Annotated in this window: 21 protein-coding genes and 3 tRNA genes; 11 read left to right on the top strand and 13 right to left on the bottom strand. The window is 66.9% G+C overall.

Going from position 1 to position 20,157, the window contains the following annotated elements; genetic code table 11:
• Positions 1-23: 23 nt before the first annotated feature.
• From ACG97_RS07230 to ACG97_RS07250, 5 genes are all read right to left on the bottom strand, one after another.
• Positions 24-98: transfer RNA gene (locus ACG97_RS07230), tRNA-Glu, on the bottom strand.
• 2 nt (positions 99-100) lie between these two features.
• Positions 101-177, bottom strand: a tRNA-Arg gene (locus ACG97_RS07235).
• Between the two features lie 5 nt (positions 178-182).
• Positions 183-276 (bottom strand) — tRNA-Ser (locus tag ACG97_RS07240).
• Between the two features lie 57 nt (positions 277-333).
• Positions 334-1,566 carry an aspartate kinase gene (locus ACG97_RS07245; protein ID WP_047966683.1) on the bottom strand — a complete coding sequence of 411 codons (1,233 nt, stop codon included), beginning with the start codon at positions 1,564-1,566 and terminating at the stop codon, positions 334-336.
• 325 nt (positions 1,567-1,891) lie between these two features.
• Positions 1,892-2,878: a serine/threonine protein kinase gene (locus tag ACG97_RS07250; protein ID WP_047966780.1), complete on the bottom strand. Its 987-nt coding sequence runs from the start codon at positions 2,876-2,878 to the stop codon at positions 1,892-1,894.
• A gap of 66 nt (positions 2,879-2,944) precedes the next feature.
• On the opposite strand from ACG97_RS07250, the gene ACG97_RS07255 reads away from it, so the two are divergent.
• Positions 2,945-3,502 carry a hypothetical protein gene (locus ACG97_RS07255; RefSeq protein ID WP_047966684.1) on the top strand — a complete coding sequence of 186 codons (558 nt, stop codon included), beginning with the start codon at positions 2,945-2,947 and terminating at the stop codon, positions 3,500-3,502.
• Positions 3,503-3,572: 70 nt separating this feature from the next.
• Positions 3,573-4,451, top strand: a complete 879-nt coding sequence (locus tag ACG97_RS07260) for a cation diffusion facilitator family transporter (protein WP_047966685.1) — start codon at positions 3,573-3,575, stop codon at positions 4,449-4,451.
• Positions 4,452-4,607: 156 nt separating this feature from the next.
• Here the strand turns inward: ACG97_RS07260 and ACG97_RS07265 are convergent, their stop codons facing one another.
• From ACG97_RS07265 to ACG97_RS07275, 3 genes are read right to left on the bottom strand one after another with little or no spacing between them, the layout of a single operon-like run.
• Positions 4,608-5,984 (bottom strand): efflux transporter outer membrane subunit, encoded by a 1,377-nt coding sequence (locus ACG97_RS07265; protein ID WP_082133683.1) that lies wholly within the window; start codon positions 5,982-5,984, stop codon positions 4,608-4,610.
• Positions 5,985-5,998: 14 nt separating this feature from the next.
• Complete coding sequence (locus ACG97_RS07270; protein ID WP_047966687.1) at positions 5,999-7,936, bottom strand: MacB family efflux pump subunit; 1,938 nt, start codon at positions 7,934-7,936, stop codon at positions 5,999-6,001.
• Between the two features lies 1 nt (position 7,937).
• A complete protein-coding gene (locus tag ACG97_RS07275; protein ID WP_047966688.1) occupies positions 7,938-9,119 on the bottom strand; it encodes an efflux RND transporter periplasmic adaptor subunit in 1,182 nt (393 codons plus the stop codon).
• A 180-nt stretch (positions 9,120-9,299) separates the two neighbouring features.
• Here ACG97_RS07275 and ACG97_RS07280 point away from each other — a divergent pair, with 180 nt between their 5' ends.
• From ACG97_RS07280 to ACG97_RS07295, 4 genes are read left to right on the top strand one after another with little or no spacing between them, the layout of a single operon-like run.
• Positions 9,300-10,055, top strand: a complete 756-nt coding sequence (locus tag ACG97_RS07280; RefSeq protein ID WP_047966689.1) for a (Fe-S)-binding protein — start codon at positions 9,300-9,302, stop codon at positions 10,053-10,055.
• Entirely contained in the window at positions 10,052-11,434 is a 1,383-nt protein-coding gene (locus tag ACG97_RS07285; protein WP_047966690.1) for a lactate utilization protein B, read from the top strand. Before ACG97_RS07280 ends, ACG97_RS07285 begins: the two co-directional genes overlap by 4 nt.
• A complete protein-coding gene (locus ACG97_RS07290; protein ID WP_047966691.1) occupies positions 11,431-11,871 on the top strand; it encodes a GNAT family N-acetyltransferase in 441 nt (146 codons plus the stop codon). The genes ACG97_RS07285 and ACG97_RS07290 overlap by 4 nt, the downstream gene beginning before the upstream one ends.
• The gene (locus ACG97_RS07295; protein ID WP_047966781.1) at positions 11,868-12,434 is read left to right on the top strand and encodes an LUD domain-containing protein; all 567 of its coding nucleotides are present in this window, start codon (positions 11,868-11,870) and stop codon (positions 12,432-12,434) included. The genes ACG97_RS07290 and ACG97_RS07295 overlap by 4 nt, the downstream gene beginning before the upstream one ends.
• A 107-nt stretch (positions 12,435-12,541) precedes the next feature.
• Here the strand turns inward: ACG97_RS07295 and ACG97_RS07300 are convergent, their stop codons facing one another.
• The 5 genes from ACG97_RS07300 to ACG97_RS07320 all read right to left on the bottom strand — a co-directional run bounded on the left by ACG97_RS07300 (position 12,542) and on the right by ACG97_RS07320 (position 15,715).
• Positions 12,542-13,207 (bottom strand): MIP/aquaporin family protein, encoded by a 666-nt coding sequence (locus tag ACG97_RS07300; RefSeq protein ID WP_047966692.1) that lies wholly within the window; start codon positions 13,205-13,207, stop codon positions 12,542-12,544.
• Positions 13,208-13,210: 3 nt separating this feature from the next.
• Entirely contained in the window at positions 13,211-13,705 is a 495-nt protein-coding gene (locus ACG97_RS07305; RefSeq protein ID WP_047966693.1) for an arsenate reductase ArsC, read from the bottom strand.
• Positions 13,698-14,276 carry an ArsI/CadI family heavy metal resistance metalloenzyme gene (locus ACG97_RS07310; RefSeq protein WP_047966694.1) on the bottom strand — a complete coding sequence of 193 codons (579 nt, stop codon included), beginning with the start codon at positions 14,274-14,276 and terminating at the stop codon, positions 13,698-13,700. Before ACG97_RS07310 ends, ACG97_RS07305 begins: the two co-directional genes overlap by 8 nt.
• 14 nt (positions 14,277-14,290) lie before the next feature.
• Positions 14,291-14,599: a helix-turn-helix transcriptional regulator gene (locus ACG97_RS07315; protein ID WP_047966695.1), complete on the bottom strand. Its 309-nt coding sequence runs from the start codon at positions 14,597-14,599 to the stop codon at positions 14,291-14,293.
• A 198-nt stretch (positions 14,600-14,797) separates the two neighbouring features.
• Positions 14,798-15,715, bottom strand: coding sequence for a DMT family transporter (locus tag ACG97_RS07320; protein WP_047966696.1), 918 nt, complete (start codon positions 15,713-15,715; stop codon positions 14,798-14,800).
• A 47-nt stretch (positions 15,716-15,762) separates the two neighbouring features.
• On the opposite strand from ACG97_RS07320, the gene dapC reads away from it, so the two are divergent.
• From dapC to mlaD, 5 genes are all read left to right on the top strand, one after another.
• Positions 15,763-16,953, top strand: a complete 1,191-nt coding sequence (gene dapC / locus ACG97_RS07325; protein ID WP_047966697.1) for a succinyldiaminopimelate transaminase — start codon at positions 15,763-15,765, stop codon at positions 16,951-16,953.
• 83 nt (positions 16,954-17,036) lie between these two features.
• Complete coding sequence (dapD, locus tag ACG97_RS07330; protein WP_047966698.1) at positions 17,037-17,858, top strand: 2,3,4,5-tetrahydropyridine-2,6-dicarboxylate N-succinyltransferase; 822 nt, start codon at positions 17,037-17,039, stop codon at positions 17,856-17,858.
• A 162-nt stretch (positions 17,859-18,020) separates the two neighbouring features.
• Positions 18,021-18,833, top strand: a complete 813-nt coding sequence (locus ACG97_RS07335) for an ABC transporter ATP-binding protein (RefSeq protein WP_047966699.1) — start codon at positions 18,021-18,023, stop codon at positions 18,831-18,833.
• Positions 18,833-19,618 (top strand): lipid asymmetry maintenance ABC transporter permease subunit MlaE, encoded by a 786-nt coding sequence (gene mlaE, locus ACG97_RS07340; protein ID WP_047966782.1) that lies wholly within the window; start codon positions 18,833-18,835, stop codon positions 19,616-19,618. Before ACG97_RS07335 ends, mlaE begins: the two co-directional genes overlap by 1 nt.
• A 12-nt stretch (positions 19,619-19,630) precedes the next feature.
• Positions 19,631-20,134, top strand: coding sequence for an outer membrane lipid asymmetry maintenance protein MlaD (gene mlaD / locus ACG97_RS07345; RefSeq protein ID WP_047966700.1), 504 nt, complete (start codon positions 19,631-19,633; stop codon positions 20,132-20,134).
• Positions 20,135-20,157 lie beyond the last annotated feature (23 nt).

Consider the following 20,157-nt stretch of genomic DNA (forward strand, 5'->3'; position numbering starts at 1 on the left):
AGGTGGTGTTTTTGCTTGAATCCTGGCGTCCCCACGGGGAATCGAACCCCGGCCGCCGCCGTGAAAGGGCAGTGTTCTAACCGCTAAACTATAGGGACTGTGGTGCACCCGGAGCGATTCGAACGCCCGACCCTTTGGTTCGTAGCCAAATACTCTATCCAACTGAGCTACGGGTGCAGTGCTGGCGGAGAAAGAGGGATTCGAACCCTCGATACAGGTTTAAGCCCGTATGCTTCCTTAGCAGGGAAGTGCCTTCGACCTCTCGGCCATTTCTCCGTCAAGCGAGGCGCCATAATACTAACGAAGGCGCCTGCTGTCAAGCTCTAGTGCCAATTAATTGGCAATTGCCTGGTCCAGACCGAAGGCCTTGTGCAACACGCGCACCGCCAGCTCCAGATACTTCTCGTCGATCAGCACCGATACCTTGATCTCGGAAGTGGAGATCATCTGGATGTTGATGCCCTCTTCCGCCAGGGTGCGGAACATGGTGGAGGCGATGCCGCAGTGCGAGCGCATGCCGACACCGACGATGGACACCTTGGCCACCTTGTCGTCGGCGTCGATCTTGGCGGCGCCGATGTGGGTCTGCACGTCGCGCAGCACGCCCATGGTGCGCGGGAACTCGCCGCGCGGCACGGTGAAGGAGAAATCGGTGGTGCCGTTTTCGCCGACGTTCTGGATGATCATGTCGACTTCAACGTTGGCATCGGCGATCGGGCCCAGGATCTGGTAGGCAATGCCCGGCTTGTCCGGCACGCCCTTGACGTTGATGCGTGCTTCGTTACGGTCGAACGCGATACCGGCAACTACGGCCTTTTCCATATTCTCATCTTCCTCAAACGTAATCAGTGTGCCCTCGCCCTCGTCTTCAAAGCTGGAGAGCACGCGCAGGCGTACCTTGTACTTGCCGGCGAACTCCACCGAGCGGATCTGCAGGATCTTGGAGCCCAGCGACGCCATCTCGATCATCTCTTCGAAGGTGATGGTCTTCAGGCGGCGCGCTTCCGGCACCACGCGCGGGTCGGTGGTGTAGACCCCGTCCACGTCGGTGTAGATCTGGCATTCGTCGGCCTTCAGTGCCGCCGCCAGTGCCACCGCGGAGGTGTCGGAGCCGCCACGGCCCAGCGTGGTGAGGTTGCCCTGCTCGTCGATGCCCTGGAAGCCGGCCACAACGACCACGCGGCCTTCGCCCAGGTCGCCACGCATCGCGGCTTCGTCAATCGACTGGATGCGGGCCTTGTTGAAGGCGCTGTCGGTAACGACACGCACCTGCCAGCCGCAGTAACTCTTGGCCTCGACGCCGATTTCCTTCAGCGCCATGGACAAGAGGCCGATGGTGACCTGTTCGCCGGTAGAGATGATTACATCGAGTTCGCGCGGATCGGGCTGATCCTGGATTTCCTTGGCCAATGCGATCAGGCGGTTGGTTTCCCCGCTCATGGCGGATACGACAACCACCACATCATGTCCCTGGGCTTTCCATTTGGCGACACGGCGGGCCACGTTCTTGATGCGCTCCGGGGAGCCCATCGAGGTACCGCCGTACTTTTGTACGATAAGTGCCATGTTATGTTTTCTTGATAGGGTTTTGGATGTCGAACGATGATTCTTGCCTGATCTGCTACAGAAATGCAAGCCGCCGCGCCGCAAAAAACACGCCCTGTCCCGCAGTGCAGCAAGCCGTGCCGCAACCGTGCGCGACCACAGCCATTCCGGAGTCAAAAAAACCCGCCGGAGGGCGGGTTCAGAACGTGCTAACGATCTCGCGCGCTCCCGCAAGACAAGCTGAAAACAGCTGAGGAAGCGGCGCCTGGCTGGAGATAAACAAGCCTACCAAAGCCGTACTCACCGCGTAACGTTTCACGACGCGCAGCAGATCGTGAACAGGTTCTCAGACGCAGAGCGGCGCCTCGCGCATCGCCTCCAGCTGCTGTTGCAGTTCGACAATGCGCTCCTGCCAGTACTGCGCGGTATCGAACCACGGAAAGGCGACGACAAAGGCCGGATCCTCGCGCCGCCGCGTCAGCCACGCGCTGTAGTGCAGCAGGCGCAGCGTGCGCAGCGCCTCCAGCAGGTGCAGCTCGCGACGGTCGAAATCGCAGAAGTCCTCGTAGCCGACGATCAGCTCCAGCAGCTGCGCCTGCTGTTGCGCGCGGTTGCCGCTGAGCAGCATCCACAGGTCCTGCAGCGCCGGTGCCATGCAGCTGTCGTCGAGATCGACGAAGTGCGGCCCCTCCTGCGTCCACAGGATGTTGCCGACGTGACAGTCGCCGTGCACGCGGCGCCAGCTGATATCGCCGGCGCGATCGAAGGCGCGGCGCACCTCGTCCAACGCCTGCCGTGCCGCCTGTTCGTAGGGGGTGGCCAGGTCGTAGGGCAGCTGCGCCTGTTCCTGCACGCAGCGCAGCGAGGCCTCGCCATAGCTGTCGAGGTCCAGGGTTGGCCGCAAGTGGTAGGGCGCCACCGCGCCGTGCGCGTGCAGGCGGCCGAGGAAGCGCCCAAGCCAGGCGAGGGTGTTCGCGTCGTCCAGCTCCGGCGCGTGGCCGCCGCGGCGCGGGAACAGTGCGAGGCGGAAATCCTGGTAGTGGTGCAGCGTGCGGCCGCCGAAGGCCAGCGCCGTCACCACCGGGATGTCACGTTCGGCCAGCTCGGCGGCGAAATCGTGCTCTTCCTGGATCTGCGCGTCGCTCCAGCGCTCCGGGCGGTAGAACTTGGCCACCAGCGGCGTGCCGTCCTCGATGCCGATCTGGTAGACGCGATTTTCGTAGCTGTTCAGCGCCAGCAGGCGGCCGTCGCAGCGCAGGCCGAGGCTTTCCACCGCATCGAGCAGGAAATCCGGGGTCAGGCGCGAAAAGGGGTGCAGGGAGTTGGCTGTCATGACCGGCATTATAAGGCGCATGGCGTGATGCTTTGCGATTTGTCGGCCAGCCTTTACCATCCGCGGATGAGTTCAACTTCCTTTAGCTATTTCCAGTCCGAAGACCGCCTGCTGGTGGTGGTGCAGCCGGGCGACCACAAGCTGTGGCTGACCCGGCGCCTGACGCGCTCCATCGTCGACGACATCGCGCGCCTGTTCGCCAGCCAGGTGCCCGGCGACGGCATTCCCGGCGCCGGCAACGAGGACGAGCGCATCGCGCTGGAGCACCGCATGGCGATGAACGAGGAAGACCTCGACGGCCGCGACCAGCATCACCGCCCGCTGCAGTTCAGCGACAGCGCGCCGGCGCGGCCGGGCGACAGCGACATCCTGCTGTGCACCGGGCTGGATGCGCAGCTGGGCCGCGACTATGCCAGCCTCAGCTTTGTCTGCGGCGACAAGACGCTGAACCTGCGCCAGAGCCGTCCCGGTTTTCACCGTTTCCTGCGCACGCTGCTGCTGTGCGCCGACAAGGCCGAGTGGCAGCTGCCGGCCATCCCGGCGTGGCTGACGCAGAGCCTGCTCGGCGAGCTGCTGGCCAACCTGCCGCCGCTGGACGAAAACGACGAGCAGGATCTGCCATGAGCCACCGGCGCGCGTTAAGGCTTGCTTCAGCCGCCGCTGCCAGCATTCCCCCTTTTTTCCGGAGCCCGGTATGAACCCGCATCCGTCGCCCTCCCTGCAGCAGGCCGCGCAGCGCAGCCTGTGGCTCAGCGTCGCCGTCAACGTCGTGCTCACCGTGCTGCAGATCGTCACCGGGCTGTGGGCCGGCTCGCAGGCGCTGGTCGCCGACGCGCTGCACTCGCTGTCCGACCTGATCGCCGACTTCGTCGCGCTGCTGGCGCGCCGCCACAGCCACAAGGCGCCGGACGACGACCACCACTACGGCCACCAGCGCTACGAGACCGCCGCCTCGCTGGCGCTGGGCCTGTTGCTGCTGGGCGCCGGTGCCAGCATGCTGCTGGGTGCAGGCAACAAGATCACCAGCGCCACGCCGCTGGCGCCGGTGCACCAGGCGGCGCTGTGGGTCGCGCTGCTGACGCTGCTGGCCAAGGAGTTGCTGTTCCGCTACATGCTGAAGATCGCCAGCGAGGTCAAATCCAGCATGCTGGTGGCCAACGCCTGGCATGCGCGCGCCGACGCCGCCTCGTCGCTGGTGGTGGCGCTGGGCATCGCCGGCAACCTCGCCGGCTACACCTGGCTCGATCCGCTGGCGGCGGCGCTGGTCGGCTTCATGGTCGGCAAGACCGGCTGGGGCTTCGCCTGGGACGCGCTGCACGACCTGATGGACCGCGCCGCCGACGCGGACACCGTGGCCGCCATCCGCGCCACGCTGCTGGCAACGCCGGGGGTGCAGGGCGTGCACGACCTGCGCACGCGGCGCATGGCCGACCAGATCCAGGTCGACGTCCACCTCGAGATCGACGGCAACCTGACCGTGCACCAGGGCCACGACATCGCCGCCGCGGCGCGGCTGCGGGTGATGAGCAGCCAGCCGGTGCTGGACGTGATGACCCACATCGACCCGGTGTGAACGCCTGCGGCCAACCTTGGTACCTGTTCACGATCTAAACCGCACACAGGAAAACACCGTGACGCCGCCATGGCGTCACGGTGTCTTGGTACGGTGCCGTTCACCCCGCCGCCCCGGCCGCCGCCAGGCCGGCGCGACACCGTCACGCACACCGCCTCAGGCGGCGTCGTGTTCTGCCGCCAGCGGCGCCCCGCCCAGCGCCTGATACAGCGTGACCGTGGCCGCCAGCTGCTCCTGTCGCGCCGCCAGCCATGCCGACTCCGCCGCCAGCGTATTCGCCTGCGTTTCCAGCAGCGTGTCGCGCGCCAACGCCCCCAGCCGGTAACGCGCGCTGTCGATCTGTTCCGTGCGCCGCGCCGCGCCCAGCTTTGCCTGCTGCGCCTGCATCCCCTGCTCGCCGCTGGCCACTTCGTGCAGCGCGTCATCCGCCTGCTGCAGTGCGGCCAGCACCGTGCTACGCCAGTTCTGCAACTGTTCCTGATACTGCGCCTCGCTCAGCGCCACGCCGGCCTTCAGCTTGCCGCCGTCGAACAGCGGTGCCGCCAGGCTGGCCAGCGCGCTGCCCAGCCACTGTGCCGGGCCGCCGCCGGCGCTGCTGAGTACGCCCTGCAGCGACAGCGTCAGCGTCGGGTACAGCGCGGCGCGCGCCGCCGCCACGTCGCCCTGCAGCGCCTGCAGCGTGGCGTCGGCGGCGCGGATGTCCGGTCGCCGCTGCAGCAGCGCTGCCGGCTGGATGTCGGCCGGCAACGGCAGGGCCAGCGCCTGCAACTTGCTGCCCTGCGGCCGGAAATCCTGCGGCGCCTTGCCGCACAGCACCGCCAGCGCGTTGTAGGCCTGCTGCAATTCCAGGCGCTGCGCCGCCAGCGTCGCCTGCAGCGTGGCGATGCTCTGCACCAGCTCCGTCTCGTCGCGCGGCGCCGTCTGCCCCAACCGGATCTGCTGCTGCAACAGGCTCAGCCGCTGCGTCAGCAGCAACAGCCGCCGGCTGTCCAGCTGCTGCTGTTCGTCCAGTAGCAGCAACGAGAAATACTGGCGCGCCACCTCGCTCTCCAGCGTCAGCGCCGCCGCATCGCGGCTGGCGACACTGGCCACCAGCCGTGCGCTGTCGCCGGCCAGCAGCGCCTGCTGCTGCCCCCACCAGTCGAGCTGGTAGCTCAGCGTCGGCGTCAGGCTGACGCTGCTGCTGCCCTGCTGCCGCTGCGCGCTGCCGGACAGGTTCAGCTGCGGCAGGCTGCCGGCGGCGGTCTGCGTCCGCACCGCCTGCGCCTTGGCGATCGCCGCCTGCGCCGCCAGCAGCTCCGGGTTGGCGGCGCGGGCGTCGGCGATCAGCTGCACCAGCTCGGCGCTGCCGAAGGCCTGCCACCATGCGGCATTGCTGCGCGGCGCGTGCCACTGGCCGGCCGGCGCGCGCCAGCTGTCCTGCTGCAGCGGGATGTCGGCAGTACCAGGCGTTGCGGCCAACGTTGTCGTGCTGCAGGCCAGTGCCAGCGCCAGCACGCTCAGACGCCGACGCCAGGATGAATGTTGTTTCATGATTGTGTTCCTGATTATTCCGCGGCCAGTGCCAGCACCGGGTCCAGCTGCGCCGCCTTGCGCGCCGGCAGGTAGCCGAACACGCAGCCGGTGGCAAAGGCGCAGCCGAACGCCAGCAGCGGCGGCAGCAATGAAAACGCCACCGACACCCCGCCCAGGCGCAGGCCCCACACCAGCGCCAGTCCCAGCACGATGCCGATCACGCCGCCGAGGCCGCACACCAGCACCGCCTCGACATTGAACTGCAGCAGGATGGCCTGCATCCGCGCGCCGGTGGCCATGCGCAGCCCGATCTCGCGGGTGCGCTCGGTCACCGACACCAGCATGATGTTCATCACCCCGATGCCGCCGACCAGCAGCGACACCGCCGCCACCGAGCCCAGCAGCAGCGTCAGCGTGTTCTGCGTCGAGGTGATCATCTCCACCAGTGACGCGGTGTTGCGCAGCTGGAAGTCCTCGCTGCCGTGGCGCGCACGCAGCAGCTGCTGCAGCATGCTTTCGGTGGCGCCGCTGACGCCGATGTCGGCGATCTTCACCGTGATCGAACTGACGAACTGGCCGCCGAACAGCCGCGACTGCGCGGTGGACAGCGGCACGAAGGCGACGTCGTCCTGATCCTGGCCGAAGGTATTGGCGCCCTTGCTGCTCATCACCCCCACCACCTCGAACGGGATGTTGGACACCATCACGTACTGGCCGACCGGCTCCTGCCCGGCCGGGAACAGGCTGTCGACCACGGTCTGCCCCAGCACGATCACCGCCGCCTGCGCTCGTTCTTCCGCCGCGCCGAAGAAGGCGCCGCGGCTGACCGTCCAGTCCTTGACGCGGCCGTAGCTCGGCCACACGCCCTGCACCTGCTGCGTCTGGTAGTCGCGGTTGCCGACGCGCAGGGTGGCGCTGCCACTGCGCATCGGCACCACGCCGTCGATATTGGGCAGCCCCTGCATCGCGCTGGCGTCGGCGGCGGTGAGGGTGGCAATCTCGCCCGTCGAGCGGATGCCGGCGGCGCCGGGGCGCACCAGCAGCAGGTTGGTGCCCATCGCTTCAATGCGCTGCAGCACGTCGGCCTTGCTGCCGTCACCGATCGCCAGCATGGTCACCACCGCGGCGACGCCGATGATCACCCCCAGCAGCGTCAGCGCGGTGCGGAACAGCTTGGCGCGCAGGCTGCCCAGCGCCATGTGCAGCGTCTCCAGCCACGGCACCGCGGCGGGCTGCCGCACCGGCGCCGGCGTTGCCGTGACGGCTGCGGCCAACGTTGGCCGCGCCAGCGCGCCGCTGTCGGATTCGATGCGGCCGTCGCGCAAGCGCACGATGCGCTCGGCGTGGCGGGCAATATCAAGATCGTGGGTGATCAGCACGATGGTGCGTCCCTCGCGGTGCAGCTGCTGCAGCAGCGCCAGCACCTGCTCGCCGCTGTGGCTGTCCAGCGCACCGGTCGGCTCGTCGGCGAGAATCACCGGCGCGTCGTTGATCAGCGCACGCGCGATCGACACCCGCTGCTGCTGGCCGCCGGACAGCTGCCCCGGCTTGTGCGTCAGCCGCGTGCCCAGCCCCAGCCTGGTCAGCAGCTGCTGCGCCCGCTGGCGGCGCTGCTGGCGACCGACGCCGGCGTAGATCGCCGGCAGCGCCACGTTGTCCTCGGCGCTTGCCGTCGCCAGCAGGTTGTAGCGCTGGAACACGAAGCCGAAGCTGTCGCGGCGCAGCACCGCCAGCGCGTCGCCGTCCAGCGTCGCCACGTCCTGGCCGTTGACCAGATAGCGGCCGTGGCTGGGGCGGTCGAGGCAGCCGAGGATGTTCATCAGCGTCGACTTGCCGCAGCCGGACGGCCCCAGCAGCGCGACGAACTCGCCGGCGGCGATGTCCAGCGTGATGTCGGCCAGCACCGGCACCGTCTCGTCGCCGCTGGGGTAGTGCTTGCCCAGTTGTTGCAGGCTTAACAGTGCGCCCATGTCAGCCTCCCGGTGGCGGCGGCATGCTGCCGGCCTTGCTACTGTCGGCGCTCTGCTGCGCCAGCACCAGCTGTTCGCCGGCACGCAGGCCGCTGCGGATCGCCGCCTGGCTGCGGGTGACCAGCGCCACCTCCACCTCACGCGTTTCCGGCTGGCCGTCACGGTTCAGCACCTGTGCACGGTAGCGCTTGCCGCCCGATGCCAGCGGCTGCAGCGCGGAAAGCGGCACCACCGGCAGGCCGCTGACGCGGGCGAGGCGGAAAAACACCTGCGCCGTCATGTCGATCATCAGCTTGTGGCCGGGGTTGGCGACGTCCAGCAGCACGGTGTACAGCACCACGTCGTTGCTGGTGGTCGGGGTCGGCTTGATCTGGCGGATGCTGGCGGCGTGGCGGGTCTGGCTGTCGCCCAGCGTGGTGAAATAGGCGGCCATGCCGGGGCGCAGCAGCGGGATGTCGGCCTCGGCCACCTCAGCCTCTACCGTCATGGTGTCCAGCCGTGCCACGCGCAGCAGCGTCGGCGCCGACTGGCTGGCGTTGATGGTCTGCCCCTGCAGCACCGTCTGCGACACCACGGTGCCGTCGAGCGGCGCATAGATGCGGGTGTAGCCAAGGTTGGCCGCATCGCCCTTCAGCGTCGCCTGCGCCTTGGCCAGCTGCGCCTGCAGCGAGCGCTCGCCGGCACGCGCCTGGTCGAAGCCGGCCTGCGCCTGCTCCAGCGTCTCGGCGGTGGTGGCGTCCACCTTGGCCAGCGCGGTTTGCCGTGTCAGCAGCTGGCGCGCACGCACGGTGGCGACCTGCTGCTGCTCCAGCTGCGCCTGCAGATCGGCGACCGCGGCCTGGTCGGCGGCGACCTTGGTCTGGTACACCTCGGGATCGATCTGCGCCAGCAGCTGGCCTTTTTTCACCTGGTCGCCGATGGCGACATAGACACGGCTGAGCTGGCCGGACACCTGCGCGCCGACATCGACATAGTCGCGCGGCGCCAGCGCGCCCTGCGCGGTCACGGTTTGTTCCAGCTCGCCGATGCTGACGCGCTGCGTCAGCCATTGGGTGCTCGCCGCCGGCTTTGGCCACAGCGTGCAGGCGGCCAGCACCACCGCCGCGAGCAGCAGCAGGCCGAGGCCGTAGCGGCGCCAGTGGCGTGCCGGATTTGCTGCCGGATTTGCTGATTGTTGCGTCATGACATCCTCCAATACGGATGCCCATTTCAGCGCAGCAAGTTGTCGCCATCATCACCGCAATGTATCAGGCTGCTGACAATCGTCGCCGCAAGGGTAATTCCGCATTGGCAGGCGCGCCGGCACGGGCTTTAATCCAGAACAAGCCTGCCCGGGCATTGCGCTGGAGACCCCGCTTACGCCATGAACGTCGCCCTTTTCATTCCCTGTTTCGTCAACGAACTGTATCCGCACGTGGCGATGGCCACCGCCGAGCTGCTGGAAGGCTACGGTATCGATGTCGTCTACCCGCTGGAACAGTCCTGTTGCGGCCAACCATTGAGCAACAACGGCGACAGCCAGGGCGCCTGCGACGCCGCGCGCCGCTTTACCGGCGTGTTCAAGGACTACGACTACATCGTGTCGCCGTCCGGCAGCTGCGTGTCCCACGTCAAGCACCACTACCCGTGGTACATCGCCGACGACGCCGACTACCAGGCGCTGCAGCCGCGCGTGTACGAGATCGTGGAATTCCTGCAGGACGTGCTGAAGGTGGACAGGCTGCCCAAGCCGGTGTACTTCCCGCACCCGGTGTCCATCCACCAGAGCTGCCACGGCCTGCGCGAGCTGGGCCACGCTGCACCGTCGGAGCTGATGATTCCCTACCACTCGCGGCTGGAACGCATCCTGCAGCTGGTGGACGGCATCGACGTGCGACTACCGGAGCGCCGCGACGAATGCTGCGGCTTTGGCGGCACCTTCAGCGTCGACGAGCCGGAAGTGTCGGTCACGATGGGCGAGGACCGCGTCGCGCAGCACGAAGCCACCGGCGCCGAATTCATCGTCGGCGCCGACCCGTCCTGTCTGATGCACATGGGCGGCATCATCCGCCACAAGTGCCGCCCGATCCGCCCGCTGCACATCGTCGAGATCCTCACCGGACGCGGAGGCGCGGCATGAAGAACGACAACATCAACCACGCCGAAGCAGCGGCGGCCTTTTTGCAGGACCGCGAACAGGCACGCTGGCACGACAGCGCCATCTGGTGGGTGCGGCAGAAGCGCGACGCGCAGGCCAGGCAGTTGCCGGAGTGGGAACAGCTGCGCGCACTGGCGCAGCAGATCAAGGCGCACACGCTGTCGCGACTGGACGAGTATCTGACCGAATTCCAGGCCAACGCCGAGCAGAACGGCGTCACCGTGCACTGGGCGGCCGACGCCGATGAGCACAACCGCATCGTGCACGGCATCCTGGCTGCGGGGGGCGTCAAGAAGCTGGTGAAGTCCAAGTCGATGCTGACCGAGGAATGCGGGCTGAACCCGTATCTGGAGCAGCGCGGCATCGAGGTGATCGACACCGATCTGGGCGAGCGCATCGTGCAGCTGCGCCACGAGCCGCCGAGCCACATCGTGATGCCGGCGATTCACCTGAAGAAGGAACAGATCTCCGAGCTGTTCCATAAGGAACTCGGCACCGAGGCCGGCAATAACGATCCGACCTACCTCACCCACGCCGCACGCGCCAACCTGCGTGAGCATTTCCTCAGTGCCGGTGCCGGCCTGACCGGCGTCAACTTCGCCATCGCCGAAACCGGTGGCGTGGTGGTGTGCACCAACGAGGGCAACGCCGACCTCGGCACCGCGCTGCCGCCCATCCACATCGCCAGCATGGGGCTGGAAAAGATCATCCCCAAGCAGGCGCATCTGGGCGTATTCACCCGGCTGCTGGCACGCTCCGCCATCGGCTCGCCGATTACGACTTACACGTCGCACTTCCAGCAGGCGCGGCCGGGCGGCGAGATGCACATCGTCATCGTCGACAACGGCCGCAGCGACATCCTCGGCAGCGACGACTTCTCGCAGAGCCTGCGCTGCATCCGCTGCGGCGCCTGCATGAACACCTGCCCGGTGTATCGCCGCTCCACCGGCCACAGCTACAGCTACATCATTCCGGGGCCGATCGGCTCCACGCTGGGCCCCAGCCGCGACATCAGGAAGCACGGCAGCATGGCCTTTGCCTGCACCACCTGCGGCTCATGCAGCAATGTCTGCCCGGTGAAGATCAACCTGCACGAACAGCTGATCCTGCAACGCAAGCGCGCCTTCGACGCCGGCACGCTGAAGCCGGTGAAGAAAATGGGCCTGCTGGCGATGCGCTTCCTGACCCAGCACCCGTCGCTGATGGACACCGGCGGCAAGCTGATGCGCAAGGTGGTACCGATCCTGCCGCAGGCGCTGACGCAGCACAGCGCGTGGAGCCGGCCGGGGCGCGATCTGCCGCAGATGCCGGCGCAGAGCTTCAAGGAAATGTGGCAGGCACGGCAGAAGGACAAGCCATGAGCGACTGGCACACCGCGCCGGTAGCGGCCGACGATTTCGAGGCGCTGCTGGCACTGCGCATCGCCGCGATGCAGCCCAGCCTGAGCGCCATCGGCCGCTTCGACGCCCAGCGCGCCCGCGACCGGCTGGCCGCCAGCTTTGCACCACAGCACAGCCGCTGGATCATGCAGCATGGCGAGCGCATCGGCTGGTACGCGCTGCACACCGCCGCCGACCACCTGTATCTGCATCACCTCTACCTGGCACCGGCACACAGCGGCCGCGGCATCGGCAGCGTGCTGCTGCGGCAGTTACAGCAGCAGGCCGCCGCACAAGACTTGCCGCTCCGGCTTGGCGCGCTGAAACACAGTGCGGCCAACCTTTTTTACCAGCGTCACGGCTTTGTGCTGTTGCAGGCCGACGACTGGGACAACCATTACCAATGGAGCGCGCCATGAGCAGCCGCGAACAGATACTGGCCAAACTGCGGCACAAGCGCCCGCACGGCCCGGCCTTGCCGGACATCGACGCCGTACCGTTCATCACCTTTGCCGACAAGTTCGACGCCTTTGCCACACTGGTGCGCAATCTCGGCGGCGACGCGGTGCAACTGCAGCCTGGCGAAACCGTCGCCGGCATCGTGGCACAACGTTGGCCGCAAGCCGGCCGCGTGGTCGATGTCACCGCCGCCAACCCGGAACAGGTCAGCACGCCGCACGACTGGCACGACGTCGATATCGCCATCGTGCCCGGCGAGCTGGCGGTGGCGGAAAGCGCGGCGGTGTGGGTCAGCCACGCCGGCAACAGCCAGCGCGCGCTGTACTTCCTCACCCAGAAACTGGTGCTGGTGGTGCCGCGCGATGCCATCGTCGACACCATGCGCGACGCCTACCAGCGCGTCAGCATCCGCGAGCACGGCTTTGGCGGCTTCATCAGCGGCAGCTCGCGCACCGCCGACATCGAACAGAGCCTGGTAATGGGCGCACACGGCGCGATGGCGGCGCTGGTGATCTTCGTGTGAACCGAATCTGCGTTGTAGCTTCTCTTGACACGGCCTGCGGGCCGTTTTTTTTTGGACGCAAAAAGGGCCGCAGCGCGCTGCGGCCCCAGACCGATCTAGCCGCCGCCTCAGGCGCCGGCGGTATCCTGCTCGGCGGCGAACAGCCAGCCGCCCAGCCCGCCGCCGATGGCCGCCCCCGCCAGCTGCGCCAGTACAAAGCCGCCGACATCGGCCGGCGCGATGCCGGCAAAGGTATCGCTCAGGCTGCGCGCCAGCGTCACCGCCGGATTGGCGAACGAGGTCGAGGCGGTAAACCAGTACGCCGCCACGATGTACAGCGCCACCAGCAGCGGCACCTTGTCGCGGGCGTGACGCACGCCGCCCAGAATGGTCAGCAGCAGGCCGGCGGTGGCGGTGACCTCGGCCAGCCACTGCGGCCAACCGCTGCGCAGGTGCTGCGATTCCTGCAGCAAGGGCAGGCCGAACATCGCGTGCGCCAGCAGCACGCCGGCGACGGCGCCGGCCACTTGCGCCGCCAGATACGGCAGCACGCGCGGCCACGGCAGCTCGCCGCGCGCCGCCATCACCAGGCTGACCGCCGGATTGAAGTGCGCGCCCGACAGCGGCCCGAACAGCGTGATCAGCACCAGCAGGCCGGCGCCGGTGGCCAGCGCATTGGCCAGCAAGGCGACCGCGTCATTTCCTGCGGCCAACGTTTGGCCCATGATGCCGGAGCCAACCACCACCGCCAGCAGCAAGGCACTGCCGATGGCTTCTGCAACCAATGCCCGCATCGTTTATGCCTTCCCGATGGCGGCCAGTTCGGCCTTCAGTTCGTCCTCGCCCATCGCGGCGATGTCCAGCGCCACGAAGCGGCTGACGCGGCGATGGATGATCTGGTACGCCGTCGCGAACGCCGCCATCGCCTCTTCATCATTGCTGCCGACGCCGGCCGGATCTTCCAGCCCCCAGTGCGCACGCAGCGGCGTGCCCGGCCACAGCGGGCAGGTTTCGCCGGCGGCGCTGCCGCAGACGGTGAACACGAAGTCCATCTGCGGCGCGCCCGCCACGCCGAACTCGTCCCAGCTCTTGCTGCGGTAGCCGCTGCTGTCGATGCCGTGCTGTTCCAGGGTCTTCAGCGCGTAGGGGTTGACCTTGCCGGCAGGCCGGCTGCCGGCGCTGTAGCCCTTGAAGCGGCCCTGGCCCAGATGGTTGATCAGTGCTTCGCCGAGAACGCTGCGCGCCGAGTTGCCGGTGCACAGGATCAGCACGTTGTAGACCTTGTCAGTCACGGGACTTCCTTTCCTTGGAAACGATGGCTTCGATGTTCTTGCGCGCGATCAGCTGGACTTTTTGCGGCGCCGGCGCGCAGCAGGCGCTGGCCGTGGCGCTGCTATCGGCCGGGGCGCAACAGGCGTCGGCGGCCTCCAGCGCGGCGGGGGCCGGGGCACAGCAGCTGTCGGGGTTGGCCGCAGCGGCTGCCGGCGCGTCGTTATAGGTCGGCGCGCTGTCCAGCGTGTGGTAGGTTTCCCAGGCGATGCCGGACGGGTCCTGCACCCAGTGCTTGTCCGATTTGGCGTAGCAGCAGGTGGTACCCTCTTCCGTCAGCGCCGCCATGCCGGCGGCGTCGATGCGCTGCTTCAGCTCGGCCAGCTCGTCGCCGTTTTCGGCTTGGATGCCGAGGTGATCCAGCCCGGCCGGAGCGCCACGCTGGCTGATGGCGAAGTTGACGCGCGGGTCATCCAGCAGCCACTTGGCGTAGTCGGGTTTCAGTACCGTCGGTTCGGCGCCGAACAGCGCGTTGTAGAAGCGCACGCTGGTGGCCAGCTCGTCCACCGACACGTGAATATGCAGTCGTTTCATCACAGTTCTCCGGTTCAGCAGGCACAGCCGTCGGCGCTGGAAGCGCGACAGCAGTTTTCGGTCATAAACGCCAGCAGCGCGTTCATGCTGGCGAAGTTGGCGGCGTAGATCACGAAGCGGCCATCCTGGCGACCCTCGATCAGCGCCGCGTTGGACAGCTCTTTCAGATGGAAGGACAGCGTGGCCGGCGCGCAGCCCAGCGCCTCGGCCAGCTCGCCGGCGGCGCGACCGGCGGGGCCGGCCTCCACCAGCTGGCGGAACACCGCGAGGCGGGTTTCCTGCGCCAGCGCGGCCAGCATCTTGACGGCGGATTTCGTTTCCATATTTTGACAATCATTGAAATATTGAAGCGATTATCGCCAAGGCCGTGGCAAAACACAAGTCGCGAAGGTGGCAACACGGAAAAGTGGGTGGCTGCACCGCCGGCGCCGCGTGGCGGGCTGGCAGTAGCGATGGGAGCGTTAGCGATGGCGGTTGCGCTCAACACAAGGTTGGCCGCAAGGCCTGCGGCCAACCTTGCGCTACGCCGCCTGCGGTAGCGGCGGTGCCGCCGGCTTCGGCTTGGCGACGATGTGCCCGGACAGCAGGCTGGCGCTGGCGATCAGCGCGCCGCCGATCCACTCCTGCAGCTGCATGCGCTCGCCGGCGAGCAGATAGGCGGAGATGGCGGCGAACAGCAGCTCCATCAGCATCAGCGTCATCACCTGCGTCGCCGGCAGGATGGACAGCCCGTGCATCGAGATGATGCTGGTCGCCAGCAGCGTGACGCCCAGCACCAGCACGATCAGCAGCACCTCGCCGTGCAGCAGCGCCAGCTCCGCGCCCAGCTGGCCGCGCCACAGCAGCGACGCCAGGCCGCAGGCGGCCACGCCCAGCCACACCATCGACGATTTCAGCGCCACCGGCAGCGCGTGCGCTCTCTTGGACAGCACATTGCCCAGCGCGAAGCTGATGCCGCCGGACAGCGCCAGCCAGTCGGCGCGGCTGGAGAAGAAGTCGCCGCTGAACAGCCCCGGGCGGTACAGGATCACCAGCATGCCGCCCAGCGACATCGCGATCACCAGCCAGCCGATGCGGCTCAGCCGCTCGTGCAGCAGCAGCCAGGAGAACAGCGCGCTCCACAGCGGCGACAGGTAGAACAGCAGCAGCACGCGCATCACCTGCCCTTCCGACACCGCCCAGGTGTAGCTGAAGTTGCACCAGCCATAGAGCAGCGCCAGCGGCACCAGGATGAACTCGAAACGCGCCTCGCGGCGGAATACCTCGCGGAACAGCACCACGCCCAGCGCGGCGGAGACCAGGTACACCGTCAGCGAGGTGGCGGCGGTGGAAAAGCCGGCCTCGTGCAGCGTGCGAAACGGGAACCACATCAGCCCCCACACCAGTGCCGTGGTCAGTGCGCACGTCACCGCCAGCAGCTTTTGTTTTGCCAGATTCATAGTCTTTTCTTACACTTGTCGTTTTGTTGCATTGCAAGGAAGCGGCGTTGAATCCCCACCTCGAACTGTTGCAGCCCTACCCGTTCCAGCGTTTGCGCGGCCTGCTGGCCGGCGTGACGCCTCCCGCCGACCTGCCGCACATCAACCTGTCGATCGGCGAGCCGAAGCACCCGACCCCGGCGGTGGTGAAACAGGCGCTGATCGATGCGCTGGACGGCCTGGCCGCCTACCCGGCCACCCTCGGCAGCGACGCGCTGCGCAGCGCCTGCGCCGGCTGGCTGCAGCACCGCTACGGCGTCAGCGTGGACGCCGCCCGCGAAGTGCTGCCGGTGTGCGGCAGTCGCGAGGCGCTGTTTTCCTTCGTGCAGGCGGTGATCGATCCGCGCGGCGAACAGAAGCCGGTGCTGATCTCGCCCAACCCGTTCTACCAGATCTACGAAGGCGCCGCGCTGCTGGCCGGCGCCGAACCCTACTATGTCAATTGCCTGGCCGCCAACCGCTACCAGCCGGACTGGGCGGCGGTGCCGGAGGCGATCTGGCAGCGCACGCAGGTGGTCGTAGTATGCAGTCCGGGCAACCCGACCGGGGCGGTGATGTCGCTTGCCGACTGGAACACACTGTTCTCGCTGTCCGACCGCTACGGTTTCATCATCGCCAGCGACGAGTGCTACTCCGAGATCCACTTCGGCACCCCGCCGCTGGGCGGGCTGCAGGCGGCGCAACAGCTCGGCCGCGGCTTCGAGCGGCTGGTGATGTTCACCAGCCTGTCCAAGCGTTCCAATGCCCCCGGCCTGCGCTCCGGCTTCGTCGCCGGCGATGCCAAAGTGCTGGAAAAATTCCTGCTGTATCGTACCTATCATGGCAGCGCGATGAGCGTCACCATCCAGCAGGCCAGCATCGCCGCGTGGAACGACGAAGAGCATGTTGCGGCCAACCGTGACGCGTATACTGCCAAATTCGATGCCGTCACCGCGCGCCTGGCGCAGGTGCTGGACGTCACGCGGCCGGACGCCGGCTTCTACCTGTGGGCGGCGGTGCCCGGCGGTGACGATGCCCGCTTCGCCCGCGAGCTGTTCGCGCAGCAGCACATCACCGTGCTGCCCGGCAGCTTCCTCGCCCGCGACGCGCACGGCGTCAACCCCGGCGCCGGCCGTGTGCGCCTGGCGCTGGTGGCGCCGCTGGCGGAATGCGTCGCCGCCGCCGCGCGCATCGAACAGTTTTTGCAGCAGTACCACTAAAACCAATAACACAACCGAACAACCAAACCAGCAGAAAACCCATCATGTCTGTAGAAATCCACCTTGCCAAAGGACTGAGCCACATGCACCCGATTCAAGCCCTCATCGAAGAAGCTTTTGAAAAACGCGCCGAGATCACCCCGGCCACCGTCTCCGCCGAGCTGAAGTCGGCGATCGAACAAGTGATCAACGAGCTGGATGAAGGTCGCCTGCGCGTCGCCGAGAAGAACGGCAGCGACTGGGTGGTCAACCAGTGGGTGAAGAAGGCGGTACTGCTGTCGTTCCGCATCCGCGACAACGAAGTGCTGGACGACGGCGTGTCGCGCTACTTCGACAAGGTCGACACCAAGTTCAACGACTGGAACCAGCAGCGCTTCCAGGACGCCGGCTTCCGCGTGGTACCGGGCGCCGTGGCACGCAAGGGCAGCTTCATCGCCAAGAACACCGTGCTGATGCCGTCCTACGTGAACATCGGCGCCTACGTTGACGAAGGCACCATGGTCGACACCTGGGCCACCGTCGGCAGCTGCGCGCAGATCGGCAAGAACGTGCACCTGTCCGGCGGCGTCGGCATCGGCGGCGTACTGGAGCCACTGCAGGCCAACCCGACCATCATCGAGGACAACTGCTTCATCGGCGCGCGTTCGGAAGTGGTGGAAGGCGTGATCGTCGGCGAAGGCTCGGTGATCTCGATGGGCGTGTACATCGGCCAGTCGACCAAGATCTACGACCGCGAAACCGGCGAAGTCACTTACGGCCGCATTCCGCCAGGCTCGGTGGTGGTGTCCGGCAACCTGCCATCGAAAGACGGCAGCCACAGCCTGTACTGCGCGGTGATCGTGAAGAAGGTCGACGCGCAGACGCGCAGCAAGACCAGCATCAACGAACTGCTGCGCGGCGTGTAAGCCGGCGCCGGTGCCACACCATGCACCGGCCTGCCACACTTGCACCCGTCATGGCGCCGCCTTTTTGCGCCATGCAGCATAGGCAGGTACAATAGCGGGGCAAAGCGGAGGGGATCGTGAATACGATCCCCTTACCTGTTCCCCCCAAGGACTCGCCACCACATCGTGCAAAACGACAGTTTCATCGAATTCAACCGCGTCAGCTTCGGCTATGGCGACCGGCTCATCCTGCAGGACATCTCGCTGAAAATCGGCCGTGGCCAGCTGGTCGCCATCATGGGCGGCAGCGGCAGCGGCAAGACCACGCTGCTGCGGCTGATCGCCGGCCAGATCCGCGCCCAGCAGGGCCAGGTGCTGGTCGACGGCCGCGACGTTGGCCGCATGAACCAGCGCGAGCTGTACCAGCACCGCCGTCGCATGGGCATGCTGTTCCAGTTCGGCGCGCTGTTTACCGACCTGCCGGTGTTCGACAACGTCGCGTTCCCGATCCGCGAGCACACCTCGCTCAGCCCGGAGATGGTGCGCGACCTGGTGCTGATGAAACTGCACGCGGTCGGCCTGCGCGGCACCGAGGCACTGATGCCGGCCGAGCTGTCCGGCGGCATGTCGCGCCGCGTCGCGCTGGCACGCGCCATCGCGCTCGACCCGCAGATCATGCTCTACGACGAACCGTTCACCGGGCTGGACCCGATCTCGCTGGCCACCATCGCGCTGCTGATCAAGAAGCTGAGCGACGCGCTGGGCACCTCGGCGGTGATGGTCACCCACGACGTGCACAAGTCGCTGGAAATCGTCGACTACGTCTACTTCATCGCTGGCGGCAAGATCGCCGCCGCCGGGACACCGGACGAGGTCCGCGCCTCCGATTCGCCGTGGGTACACCAGTTCGTGCACGGCGAGGCCGACGGCCCGGTGCATTTCGCCTACCCGGCACAGCAAAGTCTGGCCGGCAGCTTCGGCCTGGAGGGCGCATGATGCTGGACAATCTGCTCGCACCGCTGCGCAAACTCGGTCACAGCACCATCAATGCCGTCTGGAAGCTGGGCGTGATGAGCCGCTTCCTGCTGGCCATCATCGCCCACTCCGGGCAAAGCCTGCTGCGCTTCCAGCTCACCATCCGCGAGGTGTACTTCGCCGGCGTGCTGTCGCTGATCATCATCGTGGTGTCCGGCCTGTTCGTCGGCATGGTGCTGGGGCTGCAAGGCTACAACACGCTGTCGCGCTTCGGCTCCGCCGACGCGCTGGGCGCACTGGTGGCGCTGTCGCTGCTGCGCGAACTGGGCCCGGTGCTGGCCGCGCTGCTGTTCGCCAGCCGCTCCGGCAGCGCGATGACCGCCGAGATCGGCCTGATGAAGGCCACCGAACAGCTGGAGGCGATGAGCGTGATGGCGGTCGATCCGATCGCCCGCGTGGTGGCGCCGCGCTTCTGGGCCGGCGTGATCTCGATGCCGATTCTTGCCGCGCTGTTCAACGTGATGGGCATCTTCGGCGGCTATCTGGTCGGCGTGGTGATGATAGGCCTGGACGAAGGCACCTTCTGGTCGCAGATGCAGAACAACGTCGACCTGCACTTCGACGTGATCAACGGCCTGATCAAGAGCCTGTTCTTCGGCATCGCGGTGACGCTGATCGCGGTGTTCGAAGGCTTTGACGCCACGCCCACTGCCGCGGGCGTCTCTTCTGCCACCACCCGTACCGTGGTGACCTCGGCTCTGGTTATCCTGGCGCTGGACTTTGTCCTGACCGCCTTCATGTTTTAGGAATTCGCCATCATGAAACGTTCCATCATTGATTTGTGGGTCGGCATCTTCGTCGCCATCGGTCTCGCCTCGGTGACCTTCCTGGCTCTGAAAGTGGCCAACCTGACGCCGCAAAGCAACAACAACAGCTACACCCTGATCGCCGAATTCGACAATATCGGCGGCCTGAAGGTGAAGGCGCCGGTGAAATCGTCCGGCGTGGTGGTCGGCCGCGTCAGCAATATCGAGCTGGACACCCAGCGCTACGTCGCCCGCGCCACGCTGACGCTGGACGGCCAGTACCATTTCAGCCGTGACACCAGCGCCGAAATCCTCACCGCCGGCCTGCTCGGCGAACAGTACGTCGGCCTGGTACAGGGCGGCGAGGAAGAAAACCTGAAGCCCGGCGACCGCCTGCAGCTGACCTCGTCGGCACTGGTGCTGGAACAGCTGATCGGCAAGTTCATGACCAGTTTTGCCGAAGGCAACAACAAAGCCGCAGCGGCCGATGCCGCCGCTGCGGAAACTGCACCCTGAAAAAACCATCCAAGCCCTTGTTA

This window comes from Vogesella sp. EB, assembly GCF_001037925.1.
GTDB classification, from domain to species: domain Bacteria; phylum Pseudomonadota; class Gammaproteobacteria; order Burkholderiales; family Chromobacteriaceae; genus Vogesella; species Vogesella indigofera.

Bases quoted from the DNA above. Each gene is read 5' to 3' on its own strand.
- ACG97_RS07245 (WP_047966683.1), bottom strand. From the start codon at position 1,566: ATGGCACTTATCGTACAAAAGTACGGCGGTACCTCGATGGGCTCCCCG.
- ACG97_RS07250 (WP_047966780.1), bottom strand. From the start codon at position 2,878: ATGACAGCCAACTCCCTGCACCCCTTTTCGCGCCTGACCCCGGATTTC.
- ACG97_RS07255 (WP_047966684.1), top strand. From the start codon at position 2,945: ATGAGTTCAACTTCCTTTAGCTATTTCCAGTCCGAAGACCGCCTGCTG.
- ACG97_RS07260 (WP_047966685.1), top strand. From the start codon at position 3,573: ATGAACCCGCATCCGTCGCCCTCCCTGCAGCAGGCCGCGCAGCGCAGC.
- ACG97_RS07265 (WP_082133683.1), bottom strand. From the start codon at position 5,984: ATGAAACAACATTCATCCTGGCGTCGGCGTCTGAGCGTGCTGGCGCTG.
- ACG97_RS07270 (WP_047966687.1), bottom strand. From the start codon at position 7,936: ATGGGCGCACTGTTAAGCCTGCAACAACTGGGCAAGCACTACCCCAGC.
- ACG97_RS07275 (WP_047966688.1), bottom strand. From the start codon at position 9,119: ATGACGCAACAATCAGCAAATCCGGCAGCAAATCCGGCACGCCACTGG.
- ACG97_RS07280 (WP_047966689.1), top strand. From the start codon at position 9,300: ATGAACGTCGCCCTTTTCATTCCCTGTTTCGTCAACGAACTGTATCCG.
- ACG97_RS07285 (WP_047966690.1), top strand. From the start codon at position 10,052: ATGAAGAACGACAACATCAACCACGCCGAAGCAGCGGCGGCCTTTTTG.
- ACG97_RS07290 (WP_047966691.1), top strand. From the start codon at position 11,431: ATGAGCGACTGGCACACCGCGCCGGTAGCGGCCGACGATTTCGAGGCG.
- ACG97_RS07295 (WP_047966781.1), top strand. From the start codon at position 11,868: ATGAGCAGCCGCGAACAGATACTGGCCAAACTGCGGCACAAGCGCCCG.
- ACG97_RS07300 (WP_047966692.1), bottom strand. From the start codon at position 13,207: ATGCGGGCATTGGTTGCAGAAGCCATCGGCAGTGCCTTGCTGCTGGCG.
- ACG97_RS07310 (WP_047966694.1), bottom strand. From the start codon at position 14,276: ATGAAACGACTGCATATTCACGTGTCGGTGGACGAGCTGGCCACCAGC.
- ACG97_RS07315 (WP_047966695.1), bottom strand. From the start codon at position 14,599: ATGGAAACGAAATCCGCCGTCAAGATGCTGGCCGCGCTGGCGCAGGAA.
- ACG97_RS07320 (WP_047966696.1), bottom strand. From the start codon at position 15,715: ATGAATCTGGCAAAACAAAAGCTGCTGGCGGTGACGTGCGCACTGACC.
- dapD (WP_047966698.1), top strand. From the start codon at position 17,037: ATGCACCCGATTCAAGCCCTCATCGAAGAAGCTTTTGAAAAACGCGCC.
- mlaE (WP_047966782.1), top strand. From the start codon at position 18,833: ATGCTGGACAATCTGCTCGCACCGCTGCGCAAACTCGGTCACAGCACC.
- mlaD (WP_047966700.1), top strand. From the start codon at position 19,631: ATGAAACGTTCCATCATTGATTTGTGGGTCGGCATCTTCGTCGCCATC.